Consider the following 21,557-nt stretch of genomic DNA (forward strand, 5'->3'; position numbering starts at 1 on the left):
GAGGAACGGGCCGGTCGTCGTATGCACGGTTGGCGCCTGCGTTTCGCGAAGGAGCCAGGATGAATCGACCGTCAGCGGCCTGGTTACTTCTTCAGCACCTGGACGTCGGTGAAGACCGGGACACCGAAGGTGTCGTAGGTGACGTCCTTGACGTTGGCCGAGTAGCCGGCGTTCGTCTTGTAGTACCAGAGCGGGATCGCCGGCATGTCGTCGTACAGCGCCTTCTCGGCCTCGCCGTACAGCTTGACGGACTCGTCGAGCGTCGTGGCCTTGTCGGCCTTCGCGGTCAGCTCGTCGAACGTCTTGTTGGAGTAGCCACCCTCGTTACCCGCGGCGGTGGTGCCGTACAGGTCCTTGAGGAAGTTGGCGTTCAGCGGGTAGTCCTGCACCCAGCCGGAGCGGTAGAAGGACTGGACCTTCTTCTTGGTGCGGACGTCGAGGGCCGTCTTGAAGTCGGCCTTCGAGTCGGGCTCGCACTTGAGGCCCGTGTTCTGGGTGATGTTGGCGCAGACGGCCGTCACCCACTCCTTGTGGCCACCGTCGGCGTTGTAGAGCACGGAGACCGTGGCGTTGGCGCCACCGGCCTCGGTGATCAGCTGCTTGGCCTTGGCGGGGTTGTACGAGCAGGCCTCGCCACAGGCGTCGGCGACGTAGCCCTTGACGGCCGGCGGCACGAAGCCGGTGGCCGGGGTACGCGAGCCCGCCAGGATCGTCTTGGTGATCGTGGCGCGGTCAATGGCCATCGAGACGCCCTTGACGAACTTGCCGCGGTCCTTGACGCCCTTCAGCGTCGGCGAGTACTCGGCGACGGCGATGGTCTGGATCGAGTTCTGCGGAGCGTCCACGGCGCGCTTGCCGAGGTCCTGGTGGTACTTGGACATGTCGCTCGGGTCGACCTGGTCAAGGATGTCCAGGTTGTTGGAGACGGTGTCCTGGTAGGCGGCCTCGGAGGTTGTGTAGAACTTGAAGTCCACACCACCGTTCTTCGGCTTCTCCGCACCCGCGTACTTCGCGTACGTCTTGGTGAGGAAGTCCTTGTTGTGGTTCCACTTCACGAACTGGTACGGGCCGTTGCCGACAGGCTCCTGGCCGTACTTCTTCGGGTTCGTGTAGAAGACCTTCGGCAGCGGCAGGAAGGAGCTGTAGCCGAGCTTGTAGGTCCAGTACGGCGCCGGGTTGGAGAGCTCGACCTTGATCGTGTAGTCGTCCGGGGTGGACAGACCCGACATGGTCTTGGCCTTCGGGTCACCCTTCTCGGGGTGAACCTCGTCGTAGCCCTTGATGTCGGAGAACCAAGACGCGTTCTGCTGTGCGTTCTTGGCGTCCGCGCCCCAGTTCCAGGCGTCCACGAAGGACTTGGCGGTGACCGCCTCGCCGTTGTGGAACGTCCAGCCCTTCTTCACCTTGATGGTGTAGTGGCTGGCGTCTTCCTGCGTGATGCCTTCGGCCATGGTGTTCGTGAGAGCACCGGTCTTGGCGTCGAAGTCCACCAGGCCGTCGAAGAGGGCGTCGGTGATACGGCCGCCACCCGTCTCCATGACGTTGGCCGGCTGGATCGGGTGCTGCGGCTCGCTGCTCTGGTAGCTGAGCACGCCGGCCGGGTTGACCTCGGCTCCGGCGTTGTCGCTGTCCGACTTGCCGCCGCCACAAGCGGTTGCTGCCAGGGCCACGGCTATCGTGCCGACGACCCACTTGGCGCTCTTGGCACCGCGCATGGGTTCCTCCTCATGAGTCCACTGATCTAACAAGAGGGGCCCTGGATCATCGCCGACACCCCTGCAGGCGATGGCACCAAGTGCCCCGAGTGTGCTCGTGAGTCGACACTCCCCAAAGTGGTTGACCCATTGACCCGAGCTCAATGAGGCAACTATTAAGTACGACCAGGCTGTAAACCACACTTAAAGGGTCTCGGTTTGACAACATCAGTCCCGCGCGTACCCGCGCGTAGACCCGAAATCCGGACAAACCAAGTCGAGACAGACACGCACGAAACGGACTGTTAACACGCAAGCCGGAGAGCGACGGTCGATATCCGGACGCTTCGCCGGCTAAAAGGAGTTGACGAAAGGCCCGGACCCTGCCATCGATCGATGGCAGGGTCCGGGCCTTTCAGCGTGAACCGGCGTCAGTGCGTCAGCGCTTGGCGCGCGAAGCCGTACGGCCGCGCTCCTTGGCGTCCAGGACGACCTTGCGGATACGCACGGTCTCCGGGGTCACCTCGATGCACTCGTCGTCGCGGCAGAACTCCAGGGACTGCTCCAGGGAGAGCTTGCGCGCCGGGACGACATTCTCCGTGTTGTCGGCGGCGGCCGCACGCATGTTGGTGAGCTTCTTCTCCTTGGTGATGTTCACGTCCATGTCGTCGGCACGCGAGTTCTCACCGATGATCATGCCCTCGTAGACCTCGGTGCCGGCCTCCAGGAAGATGACACCGCGCTCCTGCAGGTTGACCATCGCGAAGGGGGTCACCGAGCCCGCGCGGTCCGCAACGAGCGAGCCGTTGTGGCGCGTGCGCAGCTCGCCGAACCACGGCTCGTGGCCCTCGAAGATCGAGTGCGCGATGCCGGTGCCGCGGGTCTGCGTGAGGAACTCCGTACGGAAGCCGATGAGGCCACGCGCCGGGACGATCCACTCCATGCGGATCCAGCCCGAACCGTGGTTCGTCATGGTCTCCATACGGCCCTTGCGGGTCGCCATGAGCTGCGTGATGGCGCCGAGGTGCTCCTCCGGGGAGTCGACCGTCATGCGCTCGATGGGCTCGTACGTCTTGCCGTCGACCTGCTTGGTGACGACGACGGGCTTGCCGACCGTGAGCTCGAAGCCCTCGCGGCGCATCTGCTCGACCAGGATGGCGAGCGCGAGCTCACCACGGCCCTGGACCTCCCAGGCATCCGGGCGCTCGGTGTCGAGGACACGGAGCGAGACGTTACCGATGAGCTCGCGGTCGAGGCGGTCCTTCACCTGGCGGGCGGTGACCTTGTGGCCCTTGCCGCCCTTGCCGACGAGCGGCGAGGTGTTGGTGCCGATGGTCATCGAGATGGCGGGCTCGTCGACCGTGATCAGCGGCAGCGCGATCGGGTTCGCCGGGTCGGCCAGGGTCTCGCCGATCATGATGTCCGGGATACCGGCGATCGCGCAGATGTCACCGGGGCCGGCCTTGTCGGCGGGCTTGCGGGTGAGCGCCTCGGTCATCATCAGCTCGGTGATGCGGACGTTGGACATCGTGCCGTCGCGCTTGATCCAGGCGACGGTGTCGCCCTTGTGCAGCTCGCCCTGCTCGACGCGGCACAGCGCGATACGGCCGAGGAAGTTGTCCGCGTCGAGGTTGGTGACGTGGGCCTGGAGCGGGGCGTCCTCGTCGTACTCGGGGGCGGGGACGTGCGAGAGGATCGTGTTGAAGAACGGCTCCAGGTTCTCGCTGTCCGCCGGGACCGTGCCGTTCTCCGGCTTGGTCAGCGAGGCGACGCCGTCACGGGCACAGGCGTAGACGATCGGGAACTCGATCTGGTCCTCGTCCGCGTCCAGGTCCAGGAACAGGTCGTACGTCTCGTTGACGACCTCGTCGATCCGGGAGTCCGGGCGGTCCGTCTTGTTGATGCAGAGGATGACGGGCATCCGGGCCTGCAGCGCCTTGCGGAGCACGAAGCGGGTCTGCGGCAGCGGGCCCTCGGAGGCGTCGACGAGAAGGACGACCGCGTCCACCATCGAGAGACCGCGCTCGACCTCACCACCGAAGTCGGCGTGGCCGGGGGTGTCGATGATGTTGATGGTGATGACGTCGCCGCCATCCTTCGGGTGGTACTTCACGGCCGTGTTCTTGGCCAGGATCGTGATGCCCTTCTCACGCTCCAGGTCGTTCGAGTCCATCATGCGGTCGTCGAGGTGCTCGGCGGCGTGCGCGGCGAAGGCGCCGGCCTGCTTGAGCATGGCGTCGACCAGGGTGGTCTTGCCGTGGTCGACGTGGGCGACGATGGCGACGTTACGAATGTCATGGCGCGTGGGCATACTGGCTAGCGCTTCTCTCGATCGTGGGATGCGGCGTTTCTGCTGAGTCCGCCCGCCGGGCGAACAGGCCACGGCTATGCCCCATGGTACGGGGCTGGCGCGCCGGGGGCTTCCCGGGCGATCCTCAGCGGCCGTATCGAGCCGTTCCGGACGAGAAAAGTCGGTGCATGGGGGGTGGACCTGCGGTGAAGCTGCCCTCGGGTCAAGAGGTGGAAACGACCTTGCCCGCCGGGGTGGCCGGCGGGCAAGGGTATTGAGCTCGATCTGAGCTTCACGGCTCGTGTACGGGGACTACTTCGTGAAGCCGATGTCCTGGTAGCGGGGGGTCTGGAAGCCGAAGGCCCCGGCGTTGGCGACGGTCTGCCGGGCGGCCACCAGCTGCGGGCGCTGGTAGAGAGGGATCGATCCTGCAGCCGCCCAGATCCGGGCGTCCGCCTGCTCCACCAGATCGCGGGAAGCGTCCTCGTCCAGCTCACCGGCCGCCTGGTCGAAGAGCTGGTCGATGTGGTCGGTGCCGACCCGGGTGTAGTTCTGCTCCACCGTGAGCGAGCCGTCGGCGGCGGGCACGGGCTTCGCGTAGATCGGGCGGCCGTCGGTGGCCGGGTAGGCGGTGGTGGGCCAGGAGTAGAGCGCCAGGTCGTAGTCACCGGACGCGACGTGGTCCTTGAAGTAGCTGTCGTCGGAGACCTTGGTGACTTCGGTGGTGATCCCGACGGCGTCCAGCATCTGCGTGATCCGCTCACCGGTGGCGCGCAGCGACTCCGAACCGGGGCCCGAGGGGAGCACGAAGCGCAGGGTCAGCGGCTTCCCGTCCCTGGTCAGCACGTTCGACGGCACACCGCCGGCCGGGGCGCGGGTGCCGGTGGGTGCGTACGCACCGTCGACCCGGTGACCGTGGCCGTCGGCGTGCCGGCCGTCGTGCTTGCCGTCCTGCTTGCCGTCCTGGTCCGCCTTGCTGCCCGCCTTGGCGCCCTCGGGCTTGGCGGTGGGGGCGGCGCCGCCCTGCTTCCAGCCCGCGTCGGCGAGCAGGGCCTGGGCCTCGTGGGTGTCCTGGTCGCCGAGTGCGCTGCTGTTGTCCGCGTACGCCTCCTGGCCGGCCAGGGCGAGGTGGCTGCCGGGTGCCTCCGCGGGCAGGCCCAGCGGCTTGAGCACGTCGGCGGCGAGCTCCTCGCGGTTCAGGGCGCGGGCGACCGCGCGGCGTACGCGCTCGTCGGCGAGCGGGCCCGAGCTGCCGTTCAGCGCGAGCTGGGTGTAGGCGGGCTCCAGGGACTTGCGGACGTCGTACCCGCGCAGGTTCGACTGCTGGGCGTCGTACACCTTGATCGCGGCCTGGGTCTGCTTGCGGGCCTTGCGTGCGGCGGCGGCCTTCTCCTCGCCCTCGGAGCCGTGCGCCAGGGCCCAGGAGCGCAGGGCGCTGACCGGGGTGATCGCCGCGGCGGGGCCGCCGGTGACGCCCGCGTTCTTGTCCTCGGATGCGCGGGTGATCCGGTCGGCGACGGCGGCGTCCACGTCGGCGAGGTCGAGGCTGCCCGCGGTGAGGGCCGCGGCGCGCTTCTCGCGCGGGACCGCGGTCAGCACGAGCGAGTCGAGCTTGGCGGGCGTGCCCCACCAGCGCGGGTCGCGTACGAGCGTGGTGGTGCCCTTGTCCCGGTCGAGCTCCTTGACCTTGAAGGGGCCCGCGGTCTCCTTCAGCGCCGTGCGCGCCGTGTCGTTGAAGGCGGTCGGGGAGCCCATGACCTCCTTCGGGTACAGCGGCGAGAAGAGGGAGCGCCAGTCCGCGTACGGCTTGGAGAAGGTCACCTTGACCTCCAGGTCGTCGGCGCCCTTCTCGATCTTCTCGATGCGGTCGTAGCCCGCGTTGCGCGCGGTCCAGTACGAGGAGTCCTTGCCGCTGAGCGCATGCCACTGGGCGACGAAGTCGGGGGCGCCGATCTCGCGCCCGTCGCTCCAGACCGCCTTCTGGTTGAGGCGGTAGAGGACGACCTGCTTGGGCTCGGCCGTGACGATCTTGGCCGACTCCAGGTAGTCGGGGTTGGCCTGCGGACGGCCCTTCGCGTCGAGCGTGAAGAGGCTGGGGAGCACGGCGCCGGTGATGCGCGCGGTGGTGGCGTCGGCGTCGGCCTGGAACGCGTTGAGCGTCTCGGGCATCGCGTCGACGGCCCAGCGCAGCGTGCCGCCGTCGGCGAGCTCGGCGCGGCCCGCGGGGGCGACGTCCTGGGGGGCGGCCGGGGCGGAGTCGGCGTCGTCACTGGCGCCGCAGCCTGCCAGGGCGAGTACACCAGTGGTGAGGAGCGCGACGGGAAGCAGTCGCTTCGCTCTGGACATGGCTGGAACCTCCGGGGGGCGGGTACCGAAATAGACCGGATTCTTCGCTTTTGGTGGCATTTGAAGCTGATCACACGTATTGCCTATTCACTGAAGAGGACCAGTGGGGAGAGGAGCGGGCGACACGGCGCGGGGGCGTCCGGAACCCACCCGTGCGGCGTAGCGCGGCCGCCATCGGAGGGGCGCGCGGCGATCTGCGCTACCGGAGTTCGTGCGCATCCCTTCACAAGTGGGGATGTGACGCGCGACACTCTCCGACGCGCAAGTGTTGCCGTCCGCACCGGCGGAAGTGAGGCAAGTCATGTCCCTGCAGGACGATTTGACGGCTGCTCAGCACTGTCTCGACGATCTGACCCGGTCCGTCGGCCGCCTGGAACAGCAGGTCGGCACCGGCCTGGAGATCCGCCGCGTACGCACCGACGCGGCCCACCTCCGCGAGTCCCTCGCGCTGCTGCGTGACTCCGTACCGCGGGATCAGCCCCGGGACAGAGCCGACCTGATCACCATTCCCGACACCCCCTACGATGCGGCGCTGTGGACGGACTCGGACGACGAGGGTCTCGGCGCGCGTGACCGGCACGCACCCTGACGTCTCTGGAGTCCTCGTTGGCCACAGGTACGGAACCCCAACCCCTCACCGGCGTGCACGACCCGTCGCGCGCCGCGATCTCCGCCCGGCATCTGCGCACCGACCGCTGGTGGCTCTCGCCCGCGATCACCGCCGCCGGGCTGCTCGCCTTCGTCGTCTACTCGACCTGGCGGGCCTTCGCGAACAGCAACTATTACGCGGCGCCCTACGTCTCGCCGTTCTACTCGCCCTGCCTGGCGGACGACTGCGTCCCCATGCGGCACGGCCCCAACTGGGACCTGTTCGGCAGCTGGTGGGGCCTCTCCCCCGCGCTGCTGATCCTGATCTTCCCGCTGGGCTTCCGGCTGACCTGCTACTACTACCGCAAGGCCTACTACCGGGGCTTCTGGGCCTCGCCCCCGGCCTGCGCGGTCGCCGAGCCGCACCAGAGCTACAGCGGCGAGACCCGCTTCCCGCTGATCCTGCAGAACCTGCATCGCTACTTCTTCTACGCGGCGCTGATCGTCGCCGGGATCCTCACGTACGACACCGTGCTCTCCTTCCGTGACGAGCACTACCGGTGGGGGCACATGGGTCTCGGCAGTGTGGTGTTCCTGGTGAACATTGCCCTGATCTGGGCGTACACCGTTTCCTGCCACTCCTGCCGGCACATCATCGGCGGGCGGCTGCGGCACTTCTCCAAGCACCCGGTGCGCTATCGGCTGTGGGGCTGGGTGGGCAAGCTGAACGGCCGTCATATGCAGCTCGCCTGGGCCTCGTTGATCAGTGTGGGGCTCGCCGACTTCTATGTGTATCTCGTCGCTTCAGGCGTCTTCGACGATCCGCGCTTCTTTTGAAAATGGGGCCTTCTAGATGACTCAGCTCGACCGGCAGGAGTGGGACGTCGTCGTGGTCGGCGCGGGCGGCGCCGGGCTGCGGGCGGCGATCGAGGCGCGCGAGCAGGGGGCGCGTACCGCCATCATCTGCAAGTCGCTCTTCGGTAAGGCGCACACCGTCATGGCCGAGGGCGGGATCGCCGCCTCCATGGGCAATGTGAACTCGAACGACAGCTGGCAGGTGCACTTCCGCGACACGCTGCGCGGGGGAAAGTTCCTCAACCAGTGGCGGATGGCGGAGCTGCACGCGCAGGAAGCACCCGACCGCGTCTGGGAGTTGGAGACCTGGGGCGCTCTCTTCGACCGCACCGAGGACGGGCGGATCTCGCAGCGGAACTTCGGCGGGCACGAGTACCCGCGGCTCGCCCATGTCGGCGACCGCACGGGCCTTGAGCTCATCCGGACGCTCCAGCAGAAGATCGTGGCGCTGCAGCAGGAGGACAAGAAGGAGTTCGGGGACTACGAGGCCCGCCTGAAGGTCTTTCAGGAGTGCACCGTCACACGGGTGTTGAAGGACGAGGAGGGCCGCGTTTCAGGGACCTTCTGCTACGAGCGGGAGTCCGGGCGCTTCTTCGTGCTCCAGGCCCCGAGCGTGGTGCTCGCCACCGGCGGCATCGGCAAGTCCTTCAAGGTGACGTCCAACTCCTGGGAGTACACGGGGGACGGGCACGCGCTGGCGCTGCTCGCGGGCGCACCGCTGCTCAACATGGAGTTCGTGCAGTTCCACCCGACGGGCATGGTCTGGCCGCCCTCGGTGAAGGGGATCCTCGTCACGGAGTCCGTGCGCGGCGACGGGGGCGTGCTGCGCAACTCCGAGGGCAAGCGGTTCATGTTCGAGTACATCCCCGATGTCTTCAAGGAGAAGTACGCGGAGTCCGAAGCCGAGGGCGACCGCTGGTACGACGACCCCGACAACAACCGGCGCCCGCCCGAGCTGCTGCCGCGCGACGAGGTCGCGCGCGCCATCAACTCCGAGGTGAAGGCGGGGCGCGGATCACCGCACGGCGGCGTCTTCCTGGACGTGTCGACACGGATGCCCGCCGAGCGGATCAGGCGCCGACTGCCGTCCATGTACCACCAGTTCAAGGAGCTGGCGGACGTGGACATCACGGCGGAGGCCATGGAGGTCGGGCCCACCTGCCACTACGTCATGGGGGGCATCGCCGTCGACTCCGACACCGCTGCCGCCCTCGCCGTACCGGGTCTGTACGCGGCCGGAGAGGTCGCGGGCGGCATGCACGGCTCGAACCGGCTGGGCGGGAACTCGCTCTCCGACTTGCTGGTGTTCGGCCGGCGGGCAGGGCTGCACGCGGCGACGTACGCGGCCGCCCTCATCGGCGCCGCCGACCGCCCCCCGGTGGACGAGGCGCAGATCGACGCGGCAGCCGCCGAGGCGCTGCGGCCCTTCAGCGCGGAGGAGCCCGAGGAGGGCCTCTCGGCCGAGGGGCAGGTCGCGGAGAACCCGTACACCCTCCACCAGGAACTCCAGCAGACGATGAACGACCTCGTCGGGATCATCCGGCGCGAGGCCGAGATGGAACAGGCCCTGGAGAAGCTCGCGGATCTGCGCGTACGCGCCAGGCGGGCGGGCGTCGAGGGCCACCGCCAGTTCAATCCTGGCTGGCACCTCGCCCTCGACCTGCGGAACATGCTGCTGGTCAGCGAGTGCATCGCGCGGGCCGCCCTGGAGCGGACCGAGAGCCGCGGCGGGCACACCCGGGAGGACTTCCCGACGATGGACCGCGGCTGGCGGCCCGTCAATCTGCTCTGCCAACTGGCCGACCCCAGCGGGGGGTTGGCGGCCACCGATCCGGTGCGCGGGCAGATCGAGCTCGTACGGAAACAGACCGTGGCCATCCGTCCCGACCTGCTGGCTCTCTTCGAGAAAGAGGAGCTGGTCAAGTACCTCGCCGAAGAGGAGCTGTACGAGTGACGTCCTACAAAGCTGACTTCAGGGTGTGGCGTGGTGATGCGGACGGGGGCGATCTGCAGGACTTCACCGTCGAGGTGAACGACGGCGAGGTGGTCCTCGACATCATCCACCGGCTGCAGGCGACCCAGGCATCCGACCTGGCGGTGCGCTGGAACTGCAAGGCGGGCAAGTGCGGTTCGTGCAGCGCGGAGGTCAACGGGCGGCCGCGGCTGATGTGCATGACGCGGATGTCGACCTTCGAGCGGACCGATGTCATCACGGTCACCCCGCTGCGGGCCTTTCCGGTCGTACGGGACCTGGTGACGGACGTCGGGTTCAACTACACGAAGGCGCGGGAGATCCCGTCGTTCGTACCGCCCGAGGGGGTGGCGCCCGGCGAGTACCGGATGCAGCAGGTGGATGTGGAGCGCTCGCAGGAGTTCCGCAAGTGCATCGAGTGCTTCCTGTGCCAGGACACCTGTCATGTGGTGCGCGACCACGAGGAGAACAAGGACGCCTTCGCCGGGCCGCGCTTCCTGATGCGCGTCGCCGAGCTGGACATGCATCCGCTGGACGCGGCGGAGGAGGCCGGGCTCGACCGGAAGCGGACCGCGCAGGAGGAGCACGGGCTCGGGTACTGCAACATCACCAAGTGCTGCACCGAGGTCTGCCCCGAGCACATCAAGATCACCGACAATGCGCTGATCCCGCTGAAGGAGCGGGCCGTGGACCGGAAGTACGACCCGCTGGTCTGGCTCGGGAACAAGATCGGGCGGCGCGGCTCCGGGTGAGGTCAGAGGGGTCTTGCTTGCCCGCGGGTCGGATCCGCGCCTAGTCTGAATGCGCTTTCATGCGAGGTGTTCGCAGTGCGTTCCCAGAGATCTAGGCGGTTGATCGGGTGAGCTCAGCCCCCACGGTGTACGACGTCGCCGAGCAGTCGGGTGTGTCCATCGCGACGGTGTCGCGGGTCTACCGCAACCCCGACTCGGTGCGGCAGCAGACCCGCGACCGGGTGCTGGCCGCCGCGCGCGAGCTGGGTTACGTACCCAGCGGGAACGCGCGCGGCCTGGCCAGCCGGTCGACGGGCGTCCTCGGCCTCTGCTTCCCTGACTATGCCGACCCGGCCACCGAGGCGGAGGCCGGCGACGAGGCCGACGACGACGCCGCGATGCTCTACTCCGACCAGATCATCCGGGGCATGGAGCGGGCCGCGCGCCGGCACGGGTACGCGCTGCTGATCGCCGCGTCGCTGAAGGGTGGGCCCGAGAGTCTGGTCGCCAAGGTGGCGGGGCGCGTGGACGGGTTCGCCGTACTGGCCAGGACCGTGCCGACCGAGGAGCTGGAGGTCATCTCGCGGCGGCTGCCCGTGGTGATGCTGGCGGGCCCGCGCGAGAGCGACCAGCTGGACCATCTCGACCACATCGAGGTCGCCAACGCCGACGGCCAGCGCGAGCTGACCCGGCACCTGGTGGAGGACCACGGGCTGCGCAGGCTCGCCTTCGTGGGCGGGGAGGAGTACTCGCCGGACGTACGGGCGCGGTTCGCCGGCTATCGCGAGGCGTGTCTGGCGGCGGGCATCCCCGTACGCGAAGAGCCCGATCTGCAGGCGCCGCTCATGACACAGGCGGAGGGGTCGCGGGCGGCCGACGCCCTGCTCGACCGGGGCGGCGAGCCCCTGGAGGCCATGCTCTTCGCCAACGACCAGATGGCGGTGGGCGCCCTGCACGCACTGGAGCGGCGGGGTGTACGGGTGCCCGAGGACATGGCGGTGACCGGCTTCGACGGGATCCCGCTGAGCCGCCTGGTGCGGCCCGCGCTGACCACCGTGCGCCAGCCGATGCGCAGGATGGGCGAGGAGGCCGTCGACCTGCTGGTGCAGCGCCTTGGGGCGGGACGCGGGGGCGAGCCCGTGTCGCTGATGCTGCCCGTGAACGTGGCGCGGCGGGGCAGCTGCGGCTGCTGACCCGCCGGGGAGCTTCTAGGCCAGGTGCTCGGCGAAGAAACGGGCGCACGCCTCGGTCAGGAGCCTGCGCTCCTTCTCCGTACCCGCGTGCTCGAAGTGGCCCGCCGACAGGACGTGCGGCTCCGGTGAACCCGGCGGCAGCGCGTTGTACACGGCGAACTGGCCCGGCGGCGGCACCGCGGGGTCGAAGAGCGCCGGGGCCACCAGGGTCGGGACCCGGATCAGGGATGCGGCCGTCGCCGCGTCGAAGTACCGCAGTACGGCGGTGACTTCGGGGTGTTCGCGATGGTGTGCGCGTACGGATTCCCCGCTGCCCGTGCACGGCAGTGTGAGCCGCAGCGGGTGGTTGCCGAAGGTGGGGACGGTCAGCTGGGCGGCGGCGAAGCGGTCGTCCCAGGGCAGGGCCAGCGCACCGAGGCCACCGCCGAAGCTCTCGCCGAGGAGGCCGAGCGGGCCGAGCGCGGGGACCAGTTCGTGCAGGGCGGAGGCCGCGCACCAGAGGTCGGCCACGCACTCGCCGATGACGTAACTGTCGCGCGAGGCGATGCCGTGCAGGACGTGGGCCGCGGAGTCCGAGGGGATGCCGGGGATCAGGCTGCCGCTGCTCATGCCGCGTACGGCGGGCAGCAGCGCCGCCGAGCGGGGCAGCGGGAGCGGTACGTCGGGGCCCGCGTGGTCGCGGCCGCCGTAGCCGTGCGCGATGACGAAGCCGTGGGCGGCGGGGCCCTCGGTGGGCAGGGCCAGGAAGCCGCCCAGGCGCACTCCGCCCACCGAGAGATAGCTCACCTCGTGGATCCGTACGCCGTCGCGCTCCTCGACCGGCGCGCCCACCTCGGGCGCGGTGTCGACCTGGCGCGCGGCCTCGTACGCGGACCGCCAGAAGGCGCCGAAATCGGCGGGCGGGGCGGGCGCGGGAACGCGCAGGAGCTCTTCCCGGGTGTGCCCGTATGCGGGATCGAAGGGGAAACCGTGTGCGAAGGCGGCCATGGGCGGGAGCCTATGCGGCGCCCGGGAGGGAGCGAAGTGCGTCACATATACCTGTATCGCGCAAATGGTTCATTTACCTTTCACATAAGGCAGTCCCGTTACGGGAGTGTGACCAAGACCCCTCTTGTGGTTTCCGAAGCAGCTGCCACAGAGTGATGTATGCGCTTACAGGATGCGCATACATCAGGGATGTCAGGGAAGCTCAAGGAGGAGCCCTCCATGCACCGCACCGCCAGAACCGCTTCGGTCGTCGCTCTCGGGCTCGCATCGGCACTCGTACTCACCGCCTGCGGAAGCTCCGGCGGTGCGGACGTCGCCGCCGACTCGAAGCAGACGCTGACCGTCTGGGCCATGGGCGCCGAGGGCGAGAAGCTCGGGGACGTCGCGAAGGCGTACAACAAGACGCACCCGAACATCACCATCAAGGTCACCCCGGTCGGCTGGGACGTCGCGCACCAGAAGCTGGTCGCCGCGGCTGCGGCGGGCACGCTGCCGGACGTCGCGCAGATGGGCGGGAGCTACATGGGCGAGTTCGCCGACATGGGCGTGCTCGAGCCGGTGGACACCAAGACCTTCAAGCAGGGCGACTTCTTCCCGGCGGCCTGGAACCAGGGCGTCGTGGACTCCACCGCATACGGCGTGCCCTGGTACGTCGACACCCGGGTCCTCTACTACCGCACCGACCTGGCGCAGAAGGCCGGCATCACCAAGGCCCCGGCCAACTGGTCCGAGATGCAGGCCCTCGCCACCGCGTACCAGAAGAAGGCCGGCACGAAGTGGGGCCTGTCGATCCAGCCGAGCGGTCTGGACACGGTGCAGAACTTCTACCCGTTCCTGTACTCGGCCGGCGGCGCGATCGTCGACGACAGCGGCAAGAAGGCCGTCTTCGACAGCCCCGCGACCGTCAAGGCGCTGAAGGAGTACGGCTCGTACTTCGACAAGGGCATCGCCAAGAAGAGCGTCCAGCCCGGCTACGACGTCATCAAGGACTTCGGCAACGACACCGTCCCGATGTTCTTCGGCGGCCCCTGGCAGACCGGCCTCATCAACGACGGCCAGCCGCAGCTCAAGGGCAAGTGGGCGGTCGCCAAGATCCCGGCGGACAAGACTTCCGTCTCGATGGCGGGCGGCTCCAGCCTGGCGATCTCCAAGGACAGCGAGCACAAGGCCGCCGCCAAGGACTTCATCGCGTACCTCACCGATGCCAAGGGCCAGGCCGACTGGTTCAAGCGCTCCAAGGACCTCCCGGCCAACACCGCGGCCTGGAAGACCGGTGACCTGGCCACCGACCCGAGCCTGAAGATCTACGGCGAGCAGATGGCGAGCGCCAAGACCTCGCCGCCGCTGGCGAAGTGGACCGAGATCACCTCGAAGGTCGACGACGCGATCGGGTCCGTCACCCAGGGCAAGTCCTCCGCCGAGGACGCGGCCAAGAAGGCGCAGTCCGCGATCGAAAGCCTCCTGGGTTAACCGTCATGAGCACCACGACCGGAGCGGCCGCCGAACTGGCCGCGGCAGAAGGCGCACCGGGGAGCAACGGCTCCCCGGGCGCCGGGGGCCTGCGGGCAGGGCGGCAGCGCAAGCGGCGCTCCATGGGCGTGCAGAACGCGGCGGGCTGGCTCTTCTCGACGCCCTTCCTCGTCCTGTTCACCGTCTTCATGGCCTTCCCGATCGTCGCGACGCTCCTCATGAGCTTCACGGACTTCGGGATCCGTAACGTCACCGACCCGCTCAGCGCGAAGTTCATCGGCTTCGAGAACTACACGAACCTGTTCAGCGACGAGAAGTTCCTCAAGGCGCTCTTCAACACGGCGTACTTCGTGGTCGTGGGCGTACCGCTGACGATCGTCCTGGGTCTGGTCGTCGCCGTCCTGCTGAACAACGGGATCGACCGCGCGCGGACTTTCTTCCGCATCGGTTTCTACGCTCCCGTCGTCACCAGCATCGTCGCGGTCGCCGTCGTCTGGCGCTTCGTCCTCGACCCGTCGGACGGGCTGATCGCCGGCCTGTTCTCCGAAGTGGGGCTCACCGCACCGGACTTCCTCGGCAACGAGGCGCTGGCGATGCCCTCGCTGATCGCGATGGCCGTCTGGCGCAACCTCGGCACGGTCATGGTGCTCTTCATCGCGGGTCTGCAGGCCATCCCCACCGAGGTGCGGGAAGCGGCGAAGCTCGACGGGGCAGGGCTGTGGCAGGAGTTCCGGCGGATCACCGTCCCGCTGCTGCGGCCGACGCTGCTGTACGCGACGATCATCACCACCATCGGGTACCTCAATGTCTTCGAGGAACCGTTCGTGATGACCCAGGGCGGCCCCTCGGACTCCACCCTCACCGTCTCGCTGGACATGTACCGCGAGGGCTTCAACTTCTTCCACATGGGCTATGCGAGCGCGATGGCGTACGTCCTCTTCGTCGTGATCATGGGCATCACGGTGCTCCAGCTCCGACTGCTGAAGGACAACACCAAATGAGCACCGTGCAGTTCAAGCGGCCCCGTACGAAGAAGCCCCTCGTCTACGTCCTGCTCTCGGCCGGGCTGCTGGTCATGTCCGCGCCCTTCCTGTGGATGGCGCTCTCCGCCTTCAAGACCGACAAGGAGCTCGCCGCCTCCCCGCCGGTCTGGCTGCCCAGCCAGTGGACCCTGAGCCACTTCTCCCAGCTGCTCGACAAGCTGGACATGCCGCTCTACTTCATGAACTCGGTGATCGTGGCCGTCCTGGTCACCGTCTCCAACCTGGTGTTCTGCTCGATGCTCGGGTACGCCCTGGCCAAGCTGAGGTTCGCGGGACGCAACAAGATCTTCGCGCTGGTCCTCGGCGCCCTGATGGTCCCCGGCAACCTCATGCTGCTGCCGCTCTTCGTCCTGATGAGCAAGCTGCACCTGATCGACTCGTATGCGGGCCTGGTACTGCCGTTCGCGGCAGGCGCCTTCGGGGTCTTCCTGATGCGGCAGTTCATGCAGTCGATCCCCGACGAGCTACTCGAAGCGGCCCGGATGGACGGCGCCCGCGAGTGGTACATCTTCTGGCGGATCGTGATGCCGCTGGTCAAGCCGGCCCTCGCGACGCTGTCGATCATCACGTTCCTGGGATCCTGGAACAACTTCGTCTGGCCGCTGATCGCGACCAACGACCCCGACAAATACACGCTGCCGGTCGCCCTGGCCACCTTCGCCACCGACCCCAACCAGTCGGCGGGCTCCAACGGAATGCTGATGGCCGGGTCCCTCCTGGTCGTGCTGCCGGTGCTGCTGGTCTTCGCCGTACTGCAGCGGCACTTCACCCAGGGAATCGCGACCGCGGGCATGAAGTAGCCCCGCCTCCGCCCCGTCTCCCCCCCACCCTTTACACGTTCGTACGAGAGAGAACTTGCGATGACGCACGCCTCCACCCGCTTCCCCGACGGTTTCCTCTGGGGCGCATCGACCGCCGCCCACCAGATCGAGGGCAACAACATCAACAGCGACTGGTGGCGCAAGGAGCACAGCGGCACCGACCAGGTCCAGGAGCCGAGCCTGGACGCCTGCGACAGCTACCACCGCTGGCACGAGGACATGGACCTGCTGGCCGAACTCGGCTTCACCGACTACCGGTTCTCCGTCGAGTGGGCCCGTATCGAGCCCGCCGAGGGCCAGTTCTCCGGCGCCGAGATCGCCCACTACCGCCGGATGGTCGAGGGGGCGATCGCCCGCGGTCTGCGGCCGATGGTGACGCTGCACCACTTCACCGTGCCGCGCTGGTTCGAGGACCGCGGCGGCTGGACGACCGAAGGGGCCGTCGAGCTCTTCGCCCGCTACACCGCCGCCTGCGCGCCCATCATCGGCGAGGGCGTCCGTCACGTCTGCACGATCAACGAGCCCAACATGATCTCGGTGATGGCCGGTCTCGCGAAGTCCGGCAATGTCGGCTTCCCGCCGGCCGGGTTGCCCGCCCCCGACGACGAGACCACCGAGGCGGTCATCGCCGCCCATCACGCGTCGGCCAGGGCGGTCAAGGCGATCGACCCCGCGATCCAGGTCGGCTGGACGATCGCCAACCAGGTCTACCAGGCCCTGCCCGGCGCCGAAGAGGTCACCGCCGCCTACCGTCACCCCCGCGAGGACGTCTTCATCGAGGCCTCGCGCGGCGACGACTGGATCGGCGTGCAGTCCTACACCCGTACCAAGATCGGCCCCGAAGGCCCGCTGCCCGCGCCCGCCGACGCCGAGCGGACCCTGACGCAGTGGGAGTACTACCCGGCCGCGGTCGGCCACGCGCTGCGGCACACGGCCGAGGTCGTCGGCCCGGATGTCCCGCTGATCGTCACCGAGAACGGCATGGCGACCGCGGACGACGCACGCCGCGTCGACTACTACACCGGGGCGCTCGGCGAGGTCGCGGCCTGCATCGAGGACGGGCTCAGCATCCACGGCTATCTCGCCTGGAGCGCGCTCGACAACTACGAGTGGGGCTCCTTCAGGCCCACCTTCGGCCTGATCTCCGTCGACCCGAAGACCTTCGAGCGCACGGCCAAGCCGTCCGCCGGCTGGCTCGGCGGGCTCGGCCGCACGCGAGAGCTGCCGCGCTCGGCCGCGTAGCCCCTTCCCGGATGGGAAGGATCAGACCCGGGAGCCGGCGGACACCTGACATCCGCCGGCTCCCGCCGCCGTTCCCGTTTCAACTCCCCTGCCGGCTCCAGCCCTTCTTGTACGCCGTCCAGTCGGCGTCCGTCGCCGCGAAGTCGACGTACAGCGCGACCCCGAACCGCTCCCGGTCCTTGTCCGTGCGCCCCAGCGCGAGCCGGGCGCCGCGGACCGCGGCGGAGACGGTCTCGGCGGAGGCCGTGTGGCCCCATTTGTCCTCGTGGAAGAAGGGCAGCCCCATCAGCAGGTCGACATTCTTGGGGGTCACCTCAAGGGCCAGGGTCGTCTGCTGGGCGACGTACCCCCCGTACAGGCTCTGGACCGGCATGGAGGTGTCGTACGACATCACCGCGATCTGGTCGACCCGCCGCGCGACCTGCCCGAAGAACTCCTGCGACCACCACTTCTCGTGACCGCTCAGGACTCCGGCGAGCGAGTGGAGCCCGGGGAGCGGGTCGATCTGGTGCGAGGCGACCGAGAGCTGGGCGCCGCGTGAGCGGGTGAGGGCGTGCAGGGTGTCCAGGAGCGCGAGGTAGTTCCGGTCGTCGGAGTGCAGGGGCTCCAGGTCGAAGTGGGCGCCCTCGAAGCCGGTGTCCAGGACCTGGCGCGTCGAGGTGACGACCGCGCTGCGGGTGGACGCCTCGCTCAGCTTCATGCCGTCGGGTCCCTCGGAGGCGAGTACGTCGCCGAGCCAGGCCTGGATCCGTACGCCGGGGATCTTCCGGTGCACCGTGTCGATCAGCCACTTCGCCTTGGGGTACACGCTCGCGGGCAGGGTGCCGTCGTGCTCCAGCGGGCCCGTGTGGACGTAGAGGTCGCGGATGCCCGTCCCGCGTATCCGGTCCGCGAAGGCGTCCACGTCCGCCTCGGTCTTACGGCCGTCGACCCACGCGTGGCCGAGCCAGATCGCGTCGCGGCCGCGGGTGAGCGTGCCGTCCTCGTAGTCGCCCGCGTAGCCGATGCGCAGGGCCGTGGCCCCGGCGATCACCGGGACCAGGATCACCAGGGTGAGCGCAAGCGCGATGCGCTTGGGCCACTTCAGGCGCGGGCTGCTCAGCCGTGCGCGTATCGCCGCCAGTGCTTTCACCCGTACTGCCTCCATGATCCGCGTGCCTGTGAGCGCCAAGAGTGCGGGAGGGGGCGTTCCGGTTCCCACGGCCGAGTAGCGGGGGTGCAAAGGCGGTCATAGGCTCCCCAATGTGACGCCGTCCGTGAAGTCAGACCGGCCGCACATACCCGGCTGGGCCGCTGTTCTCGTCGCCGCTCTCGCAGCGGTCTGCGGTCTTGTCCTGCCCGTGCCGGCCCCCGCCGCCCATGCCGACTCCCCCATCACGCTGTCCAGCGACGGACAGATCACCGACAAGGTGGGCGCGCTGCGCGAGCGCAGGCCCGATGCGGTCAAGGCGCTCGACGCGCTCTACGACGAGCACCGGATCCAGCTCTTCGTCGCGTACGTACGGGACTTCTCCGGGCAGTCCGCGCAGAGCTGGGCCGACACGACGGCCACCAAGAACGGGCTGGGCCAGAACGACCTGCTGCTCGCGGTCGCCACCCACGACCGCCAGTACGCGTACTCGATCGGCAGCCAGACCACCGCCTTCACCGCCTCCGAGCTGGCCGATGTCGCGCAGACCGCCATCGTCCCGCCGCTGCGGCAGAACGACTGGGCGGGCGCGGCGATCGGCGCCGCCGACGGCTACAGCGCGGTGCTCTCCGACACGCCCATCCCCACGCCGGCGATCACCCCGGGCCCTGCGGACCCGGGTGGTTCCGCCTCGGACGACGGGGGCGGCGCCGCCGATGTCCTGGTGCCGGTCGTCGCGGTGGGCGGGGTCGGGGCGCTGGCGGCATTCGCGTACACCCAGCGCAAGAAGCGCGCGGGGGCCAGGACCACGCCGGGCGGTGGCGCGGGCTGGGGCGGGCCGCCCGCCGAGCCGGCCCCGATGCCGCTGCCCGAACTCGACGCGAAGGCCAAGCAGCTCCTCGTCGACACGGACAACGCGATCCGCACCAGCGACGAGGAACTCGGCTTCGCCGCCGCCCAGTTCGGGGACGAGGCGGCCCAGCCCTTCAAGGACGCCGTGACGTACGCGAAGGGCGAGCTGACCGCCGCCTTCCGCATCCGGCAGCAGCTCGACGACGCCTTCCCCGAGGACGACGCGACCTGCCGGCAGATGATGGACGAGATCGTCAGCCGCTGCGAGGAGGCGAACCGGCGGCTGGACGCGGAGTCCGAGAGCTTCGACCGGCTGCGCGCCATGGAGCAGAACGCCCCGCAGGCACTGGAGCTGGCGGAGGCGAGGTTCCGGCAGGTCACCGCACGTACGGGGGCGGCCGAGAGCGTCCTTGCGACGCTGCGGCAGCGTTACGCGCCCGGCGCCTCGGCGGCCGTCACCGGGCATGTGGAGCAGGCGAAGGACCGGCTGCTGTTCGCCACGACCAACCTCAACCAGGCGCGCCAGTCGGTCGACGCGGGCGACAACGGCAAGGCGGCGGTGTACGTACGGGCCACCGAGGGCGCGGTCGACCAGGCGGGCACGCTGGTGGACGCGGTGGACAGGCTCGGGCAGGAGATCAAGGCCGCGGAGGGCGAACTGCCCGGCGCGCTGACCGAGACCGAGACGGATCTGGCCGATGCGCGCGGGCTGCTGCAGGGCACGGGGTCCGAGGTCTCCACCGCCGATCTGCGGGGGCGAATCGCGCGGGCGGAGTCGGTGGCGGCCGACGTACGACAGGAGATGGCCGCCGGTCCTTACGACCCCATCGACGCCCTGCGGCGTCTGGAGGAGGCGGACGCGGTGCTGGACGAGGCCCTGGCCGGGGCGCGCGAGCGGGAGGCCGGGACCCAGCGGGCGGTGGCGCTGCTCGACCAGGCGACGCTGGCGGCGACCAGCTCGGTCGGGGTCGCGGCGGACTACATCACGACCAACAGGGGCGCGGTGGGCAGCCAGGCCCGTACGCGTCTCGCGGAGGCACAGCGCAGGCTGCAGCAGGGATCGGGCCTGGCCGCGTCCGACCCGCAGGCGGCGCTGGCCGAGGTGCAGCAGGCGGACGCGCTGGCCCGGCAGGCGCAGCAGCTCGCCGAGCAGGACGTACGGGGCTACGGCGGCGGGGGCTTCGGGGGAGGCGGCCGGGGCGGTGGCGGCGGCAGCGGGATCGGCGGCGCCGTACTCGGCGGGATCATCCTCGGCGGGCTCTTCGGCGGAGGCGGCGGCCGGGGAGGCGGCTACGGCGGCGGGTTCGGGGGCGGCGGTCCCGGCAGCTTCGGCGGCGGGGGCACGGGGGGCCGGATGGGCGGAGGCGGCCGCTTCTGACCCTGCGTTCGCAGCTCGACTCCCCTCTCCGTAACTCCCTTTGCGTACAAGGAGAAATGCCATGTCGGACAAGCAGACCATCTTCGGGCGTGTGAGCCAGCTCGCCAAGGCCAACATCAACGCACTCCTCGACCAGGCCGAGGACCCGCAGAAGATGATCGACCAGCTGATCCGCGACTACACCAACAACATCGCGGAGGCCGAGCAGGCGGTGGCCACCACCATCGGCAATCTGCGGCTGATGGAGCAGGACCACACGGAGGACGTGGAGGCGGCCAAGGAGTGGGGCGGAAAGGCCCTGGCCGCGTCCAAGAAGGCCGACGAGCTGCGGGCGGGCGGCTCGGCCGCCGACGCGGACAAGTTCGACAACCTGGCGAAGGTCGCGCTGGGGCGGCAGGTCCAGTCGGAGAAGGAGGCGAAGACGGCGGAGCCGACGATCGCCTCGCAGACGGATGTCGTGGCGAAGCTGAAGACCGGGCTCGACCAGATGAAGGTGAAGCTGACCGAGCTCCAGTCGAAGCGGGACGAGCTGGTGGCGCGGGCGAAGACGGCGCAGGCGCAGAACACGATGCTGGACGCGGTGAAGAACATCAACGTGCTCGATCCCACGAGTGACTTGGGGCGGTTCGAGGACAAGGTGCGGAGGGAGGAGGCGAAGGCGATGGGGAAGCAGGAGCTGGCGGAGTCTTCGCTGGACGCGCAGTTCGAGCAGCTGGACGGGCTGGGCGACTCGGCGGAGGTCGAGGCGAGGCTCGCTGCGCTCAAGTCGGGGTCATAGGGGGGCCGGGGCCGAGGGGGCCGCGGGGGCCGCTGCGCGGGCTTGTTCCCCTACCCGCCCCTTCCCGAACTGGGGCAGGCCCCAGACCCCGAACCCCGTCGGGCGTTTCGGGGGCTCCGCCCCCGGACCCCCGCTCCTCAAACGCCGGAGGGGCTGAAATTGCCCGGCGTGCGCTTCCACGTGCAGAC

16 protein-coding genes are annotated in these 21,557 nt (G+C 69.1%); 11 read left to right on the forward strand and 5 right to left on the reverse strand.

Features of this window, described 5'->3' with window-relative positions:
• Window positions 1-83: 83 nt before the first annotated feature.
• From AB0H78_RS19165 to AB0H78_RS19175, 3 genes are all read right to left on the reverse strand, one after another.
• Entirely contained in the window at window positions 84-1,715 is a 1,632-nt protein-coding gene (locus tag AB0H78_RS19165) for an ABC transporter substrate-binding protein (protein WP_363235615.1), read from the reverse strand.
• A gap of 418 nt (window positions 1,716-2,133) precedes the next feature.
• Complete coding sequence (typA, locus tag AB0H78_RS19170; RefSeq protein ID WP_363235616.1) at window positions 2,134-4,005, reverse strand: translational GTPase TypA; 1,872 nt, start codon at window positions 4,003-4,005, stop codon at window positions 2,134-2,136.
• A gap of 291 nt (window positions 4,006-4,296) precedes the next feature.
• Window positions 4,297-6,330 (reverse strand): ABC transporter family substrate-binding protein, encoded by a 2,034-nt coding sequence (locus tag AB0H78_RS19175; protein WP_363235617.1) that lies wholly within the window; start codon window positions 6,328-6,330, stop codon window positions 4,297-4,299.
• Window positions 6,331-6,631: 301 nt separating this feature from the next.
• Between AB0H78_RS19175 and AB0H78_RS19180 the strand changes: the two genes are divergently transcribed.
• The 5 genes from AB0H78_RS19180 to AB0H78_RS19200 all read left to right on the forward strand — a co-directional run bounded on the left by AB0H78_RS19180 (window position 6,632) and on the right by AB0H78_RS19200 (window position 11,669).
• Window positions 6,632-6,919: a hypothetical protein gene (locus AB0H78_RS19180; RefSeq protein ID WP_363235618.1), complete on the forward strand. Its 288-nt coding sequence runs from the start codon at window positions 6,632-6,634 to the stop codon at window positions 6,917-6,919.
• 17 nt (window positions 6,920-6,936) lie between these two features.
• Window positions 6,937-7,755, forward strand: coding sequence for a hypothetical protein (locus AB0H78_RS19185; RefSeq protein ID WP_363235619.1), 819 nt, complete (start codon window positions 6,937-6,939; stop codon window positions 7,753-7,755).
• A gap of 16 nt (window positions 7,756-7,771) precedes the next feature.
• Window positions 7,772-9,727, forward strand: a complete 1,956-nt coding sequence (locus tag AB0H78_RS19190) for a fumarate reductase/succinate dehydrogenase flavoprotein subunit (protein ID WP_363235620.1) — start codon at window positions 7,772-7,774, stop codon at window positions 9,725-9,727.
• Window positions 9,724-10,497 (forward strand): succinate dehydrogenase/fumarate reductase iron-sulfur subunit, encoded by a 774-nt coding sequence (locus AB0H78_RS19195; protein WP_363235622.1) that lies wholly within the window; start codon window positions 9,724-9,726, stop codon window positions 10,495-10,497. The genes AB0H78_RS19190 and AB0H78_RS19195 overlap by 4 nt, the downstream gene beginning before the upstream one ends.
• A gap of 107 nt (window positions 10,498-10,604) precedes the next feature.
• Window positions 10,605-11,669: a LacI family DNA-binding transcriptional regulator gene (locus AB0H78_RS19200; RefSeq protein ID WP_363235623.1), complete on the forward strand. Its 1,065-nt coding sequence runs from the start codon at window positions 10,605-10,607 to the stop codon at window positions 11,667-11,669.
• Between the two features lie 15 nt (window positions 11,670-11,684).
• Here AB0H78_RS19200 and AB0H78_RS19205 read toward each other — a convergent pair whose 3' ends face one another.
• A complete protein-coding gene (locus tag AB0H78_RS19205) occupies window positions 11,685-12,656 on the reverse strand; it encodes an acetylxylan esterase (protein ID WP_363235624.1) in 972 nt (323 codons plus the stop codon).
• Between the two features lie 219 nt (window positions 12,657-12,875).
• On the opposite strand from AB0H78_RS19205, the gene AB0H78_RS19210 reads away from it, so the two are divergent.
• From AB0H78_RS19210 to AB0H78_RS19225, 4 genes are read left to right on the forward strand one after another with little or no spacing between them, the layout of a single operon-like run.
• Window positions 12,876-14,126, forward strand: coding sequence for a sugar ABC transporter substrate-binding protein (locus AB0H78_RS19210; protein WP_363235625.1), 1,251 nt, complete (start codon window positions 12,876-12,878; stop codon window positions 14,124-14,126).
• 5 nt (window positions 14,127-14,131) lie between these two features.
• Window positions 14,132-15,127, forward strand: coding sequence for a sugar ABC transporter permease (locus AB0H78_RS19215; protein ID WP_363235626.1), 996 nt, complete (start codon window positions 14,132-14,134; stop codon window positions 15,125-15,127).
• The gene (locus AB0H78_RS19220) at window positions 15,124-15,969 is read left to right on the forward strand and encodes a carbohydrate ABC transporter permease (RefSeq protein ID WP_363235627.1); all 846 of its coding nucleotides are present in this window, start codon (window positions 15,124-15,126) and stop codon (window positions 15,967-15,969) included. Before AB0H78_RS19215 ends, AB0H78_RS19220 begins: the two co-directional genes overlap by 4 nt.
• A 60-nt stretch (window positions 15,970-16,029) precedes the next feature.
• Complete coding sequence (locus AB0H78_RS19225) at window positions 16,030-17,232, forward strand: family 1 glycosylhydrolase (protein WP_363235628.1); 1,203 nt, start codon at window positions 16,030-16,032, stop codon at window positions 17,230-17,232.
• 79 nt (window positions 17,233-17,311) lie between these two features.
• Here AB0H78_RS19225 and AB0H78_RS19230 read toward each other — a convergent pair whose 3' ends face one another.
• Entirely contained in the window at window positions 17,312-18,355 is a 1,044-nt protein-coding gene (locus AB0H78_RS19230) for a hypothetical protein (RefSeq protein ID WP_363235661.1), read from the reverse strand.
• 133 nt (window positions 18,356-18,488) lie between these two features.
• Here AB0H78_RS19230 and AB0H78_RS19235 point away from each other — a divergent pair, with 133 nt between their 5' ends.
• Together AB0H78_RS19235 and AB0H78_RS19240 are read left to right on the forward strand one after the other, a co-directional pair.
• Window positions 18,489-20,591: a TPM domain-containing protein gene (locus tag AB0H78_RS19235; protein WP_363235629.1), complete on the forward strand. Its 2,103-nt coding sequence runs from the start codon at window positions 18,489-18,491 to the stop codon at window positions 20,589-20,591.
• A 61-nt stretch (window positions 20,592-20,652) separates the two neighbouring features.
• The gene (locus tag AB0H78_RS19240; protein WP_363235630.1) at window positions 20,653-21,369 is read left to right on the forward strand and encodes a PspA/IM30 family protein; all 717 of its coding nucleotides are present in this window, start codon (window positions 20,653-20,655) and stop codon (window positions 21,367-21,369) included.
• Window positions 21,370-21,557 lie beyond the last annotated feature (188 nt).

Origin of the sequence: Streptomyces sp. NPDC050738, from assembly GCF_040654175.1 — a bacterium.
Classification (GTDB): Bacteria; Actinomycetota; Actinomycetes; order Streptomycetales; family Streptomycetaceae; genus Streptomyces.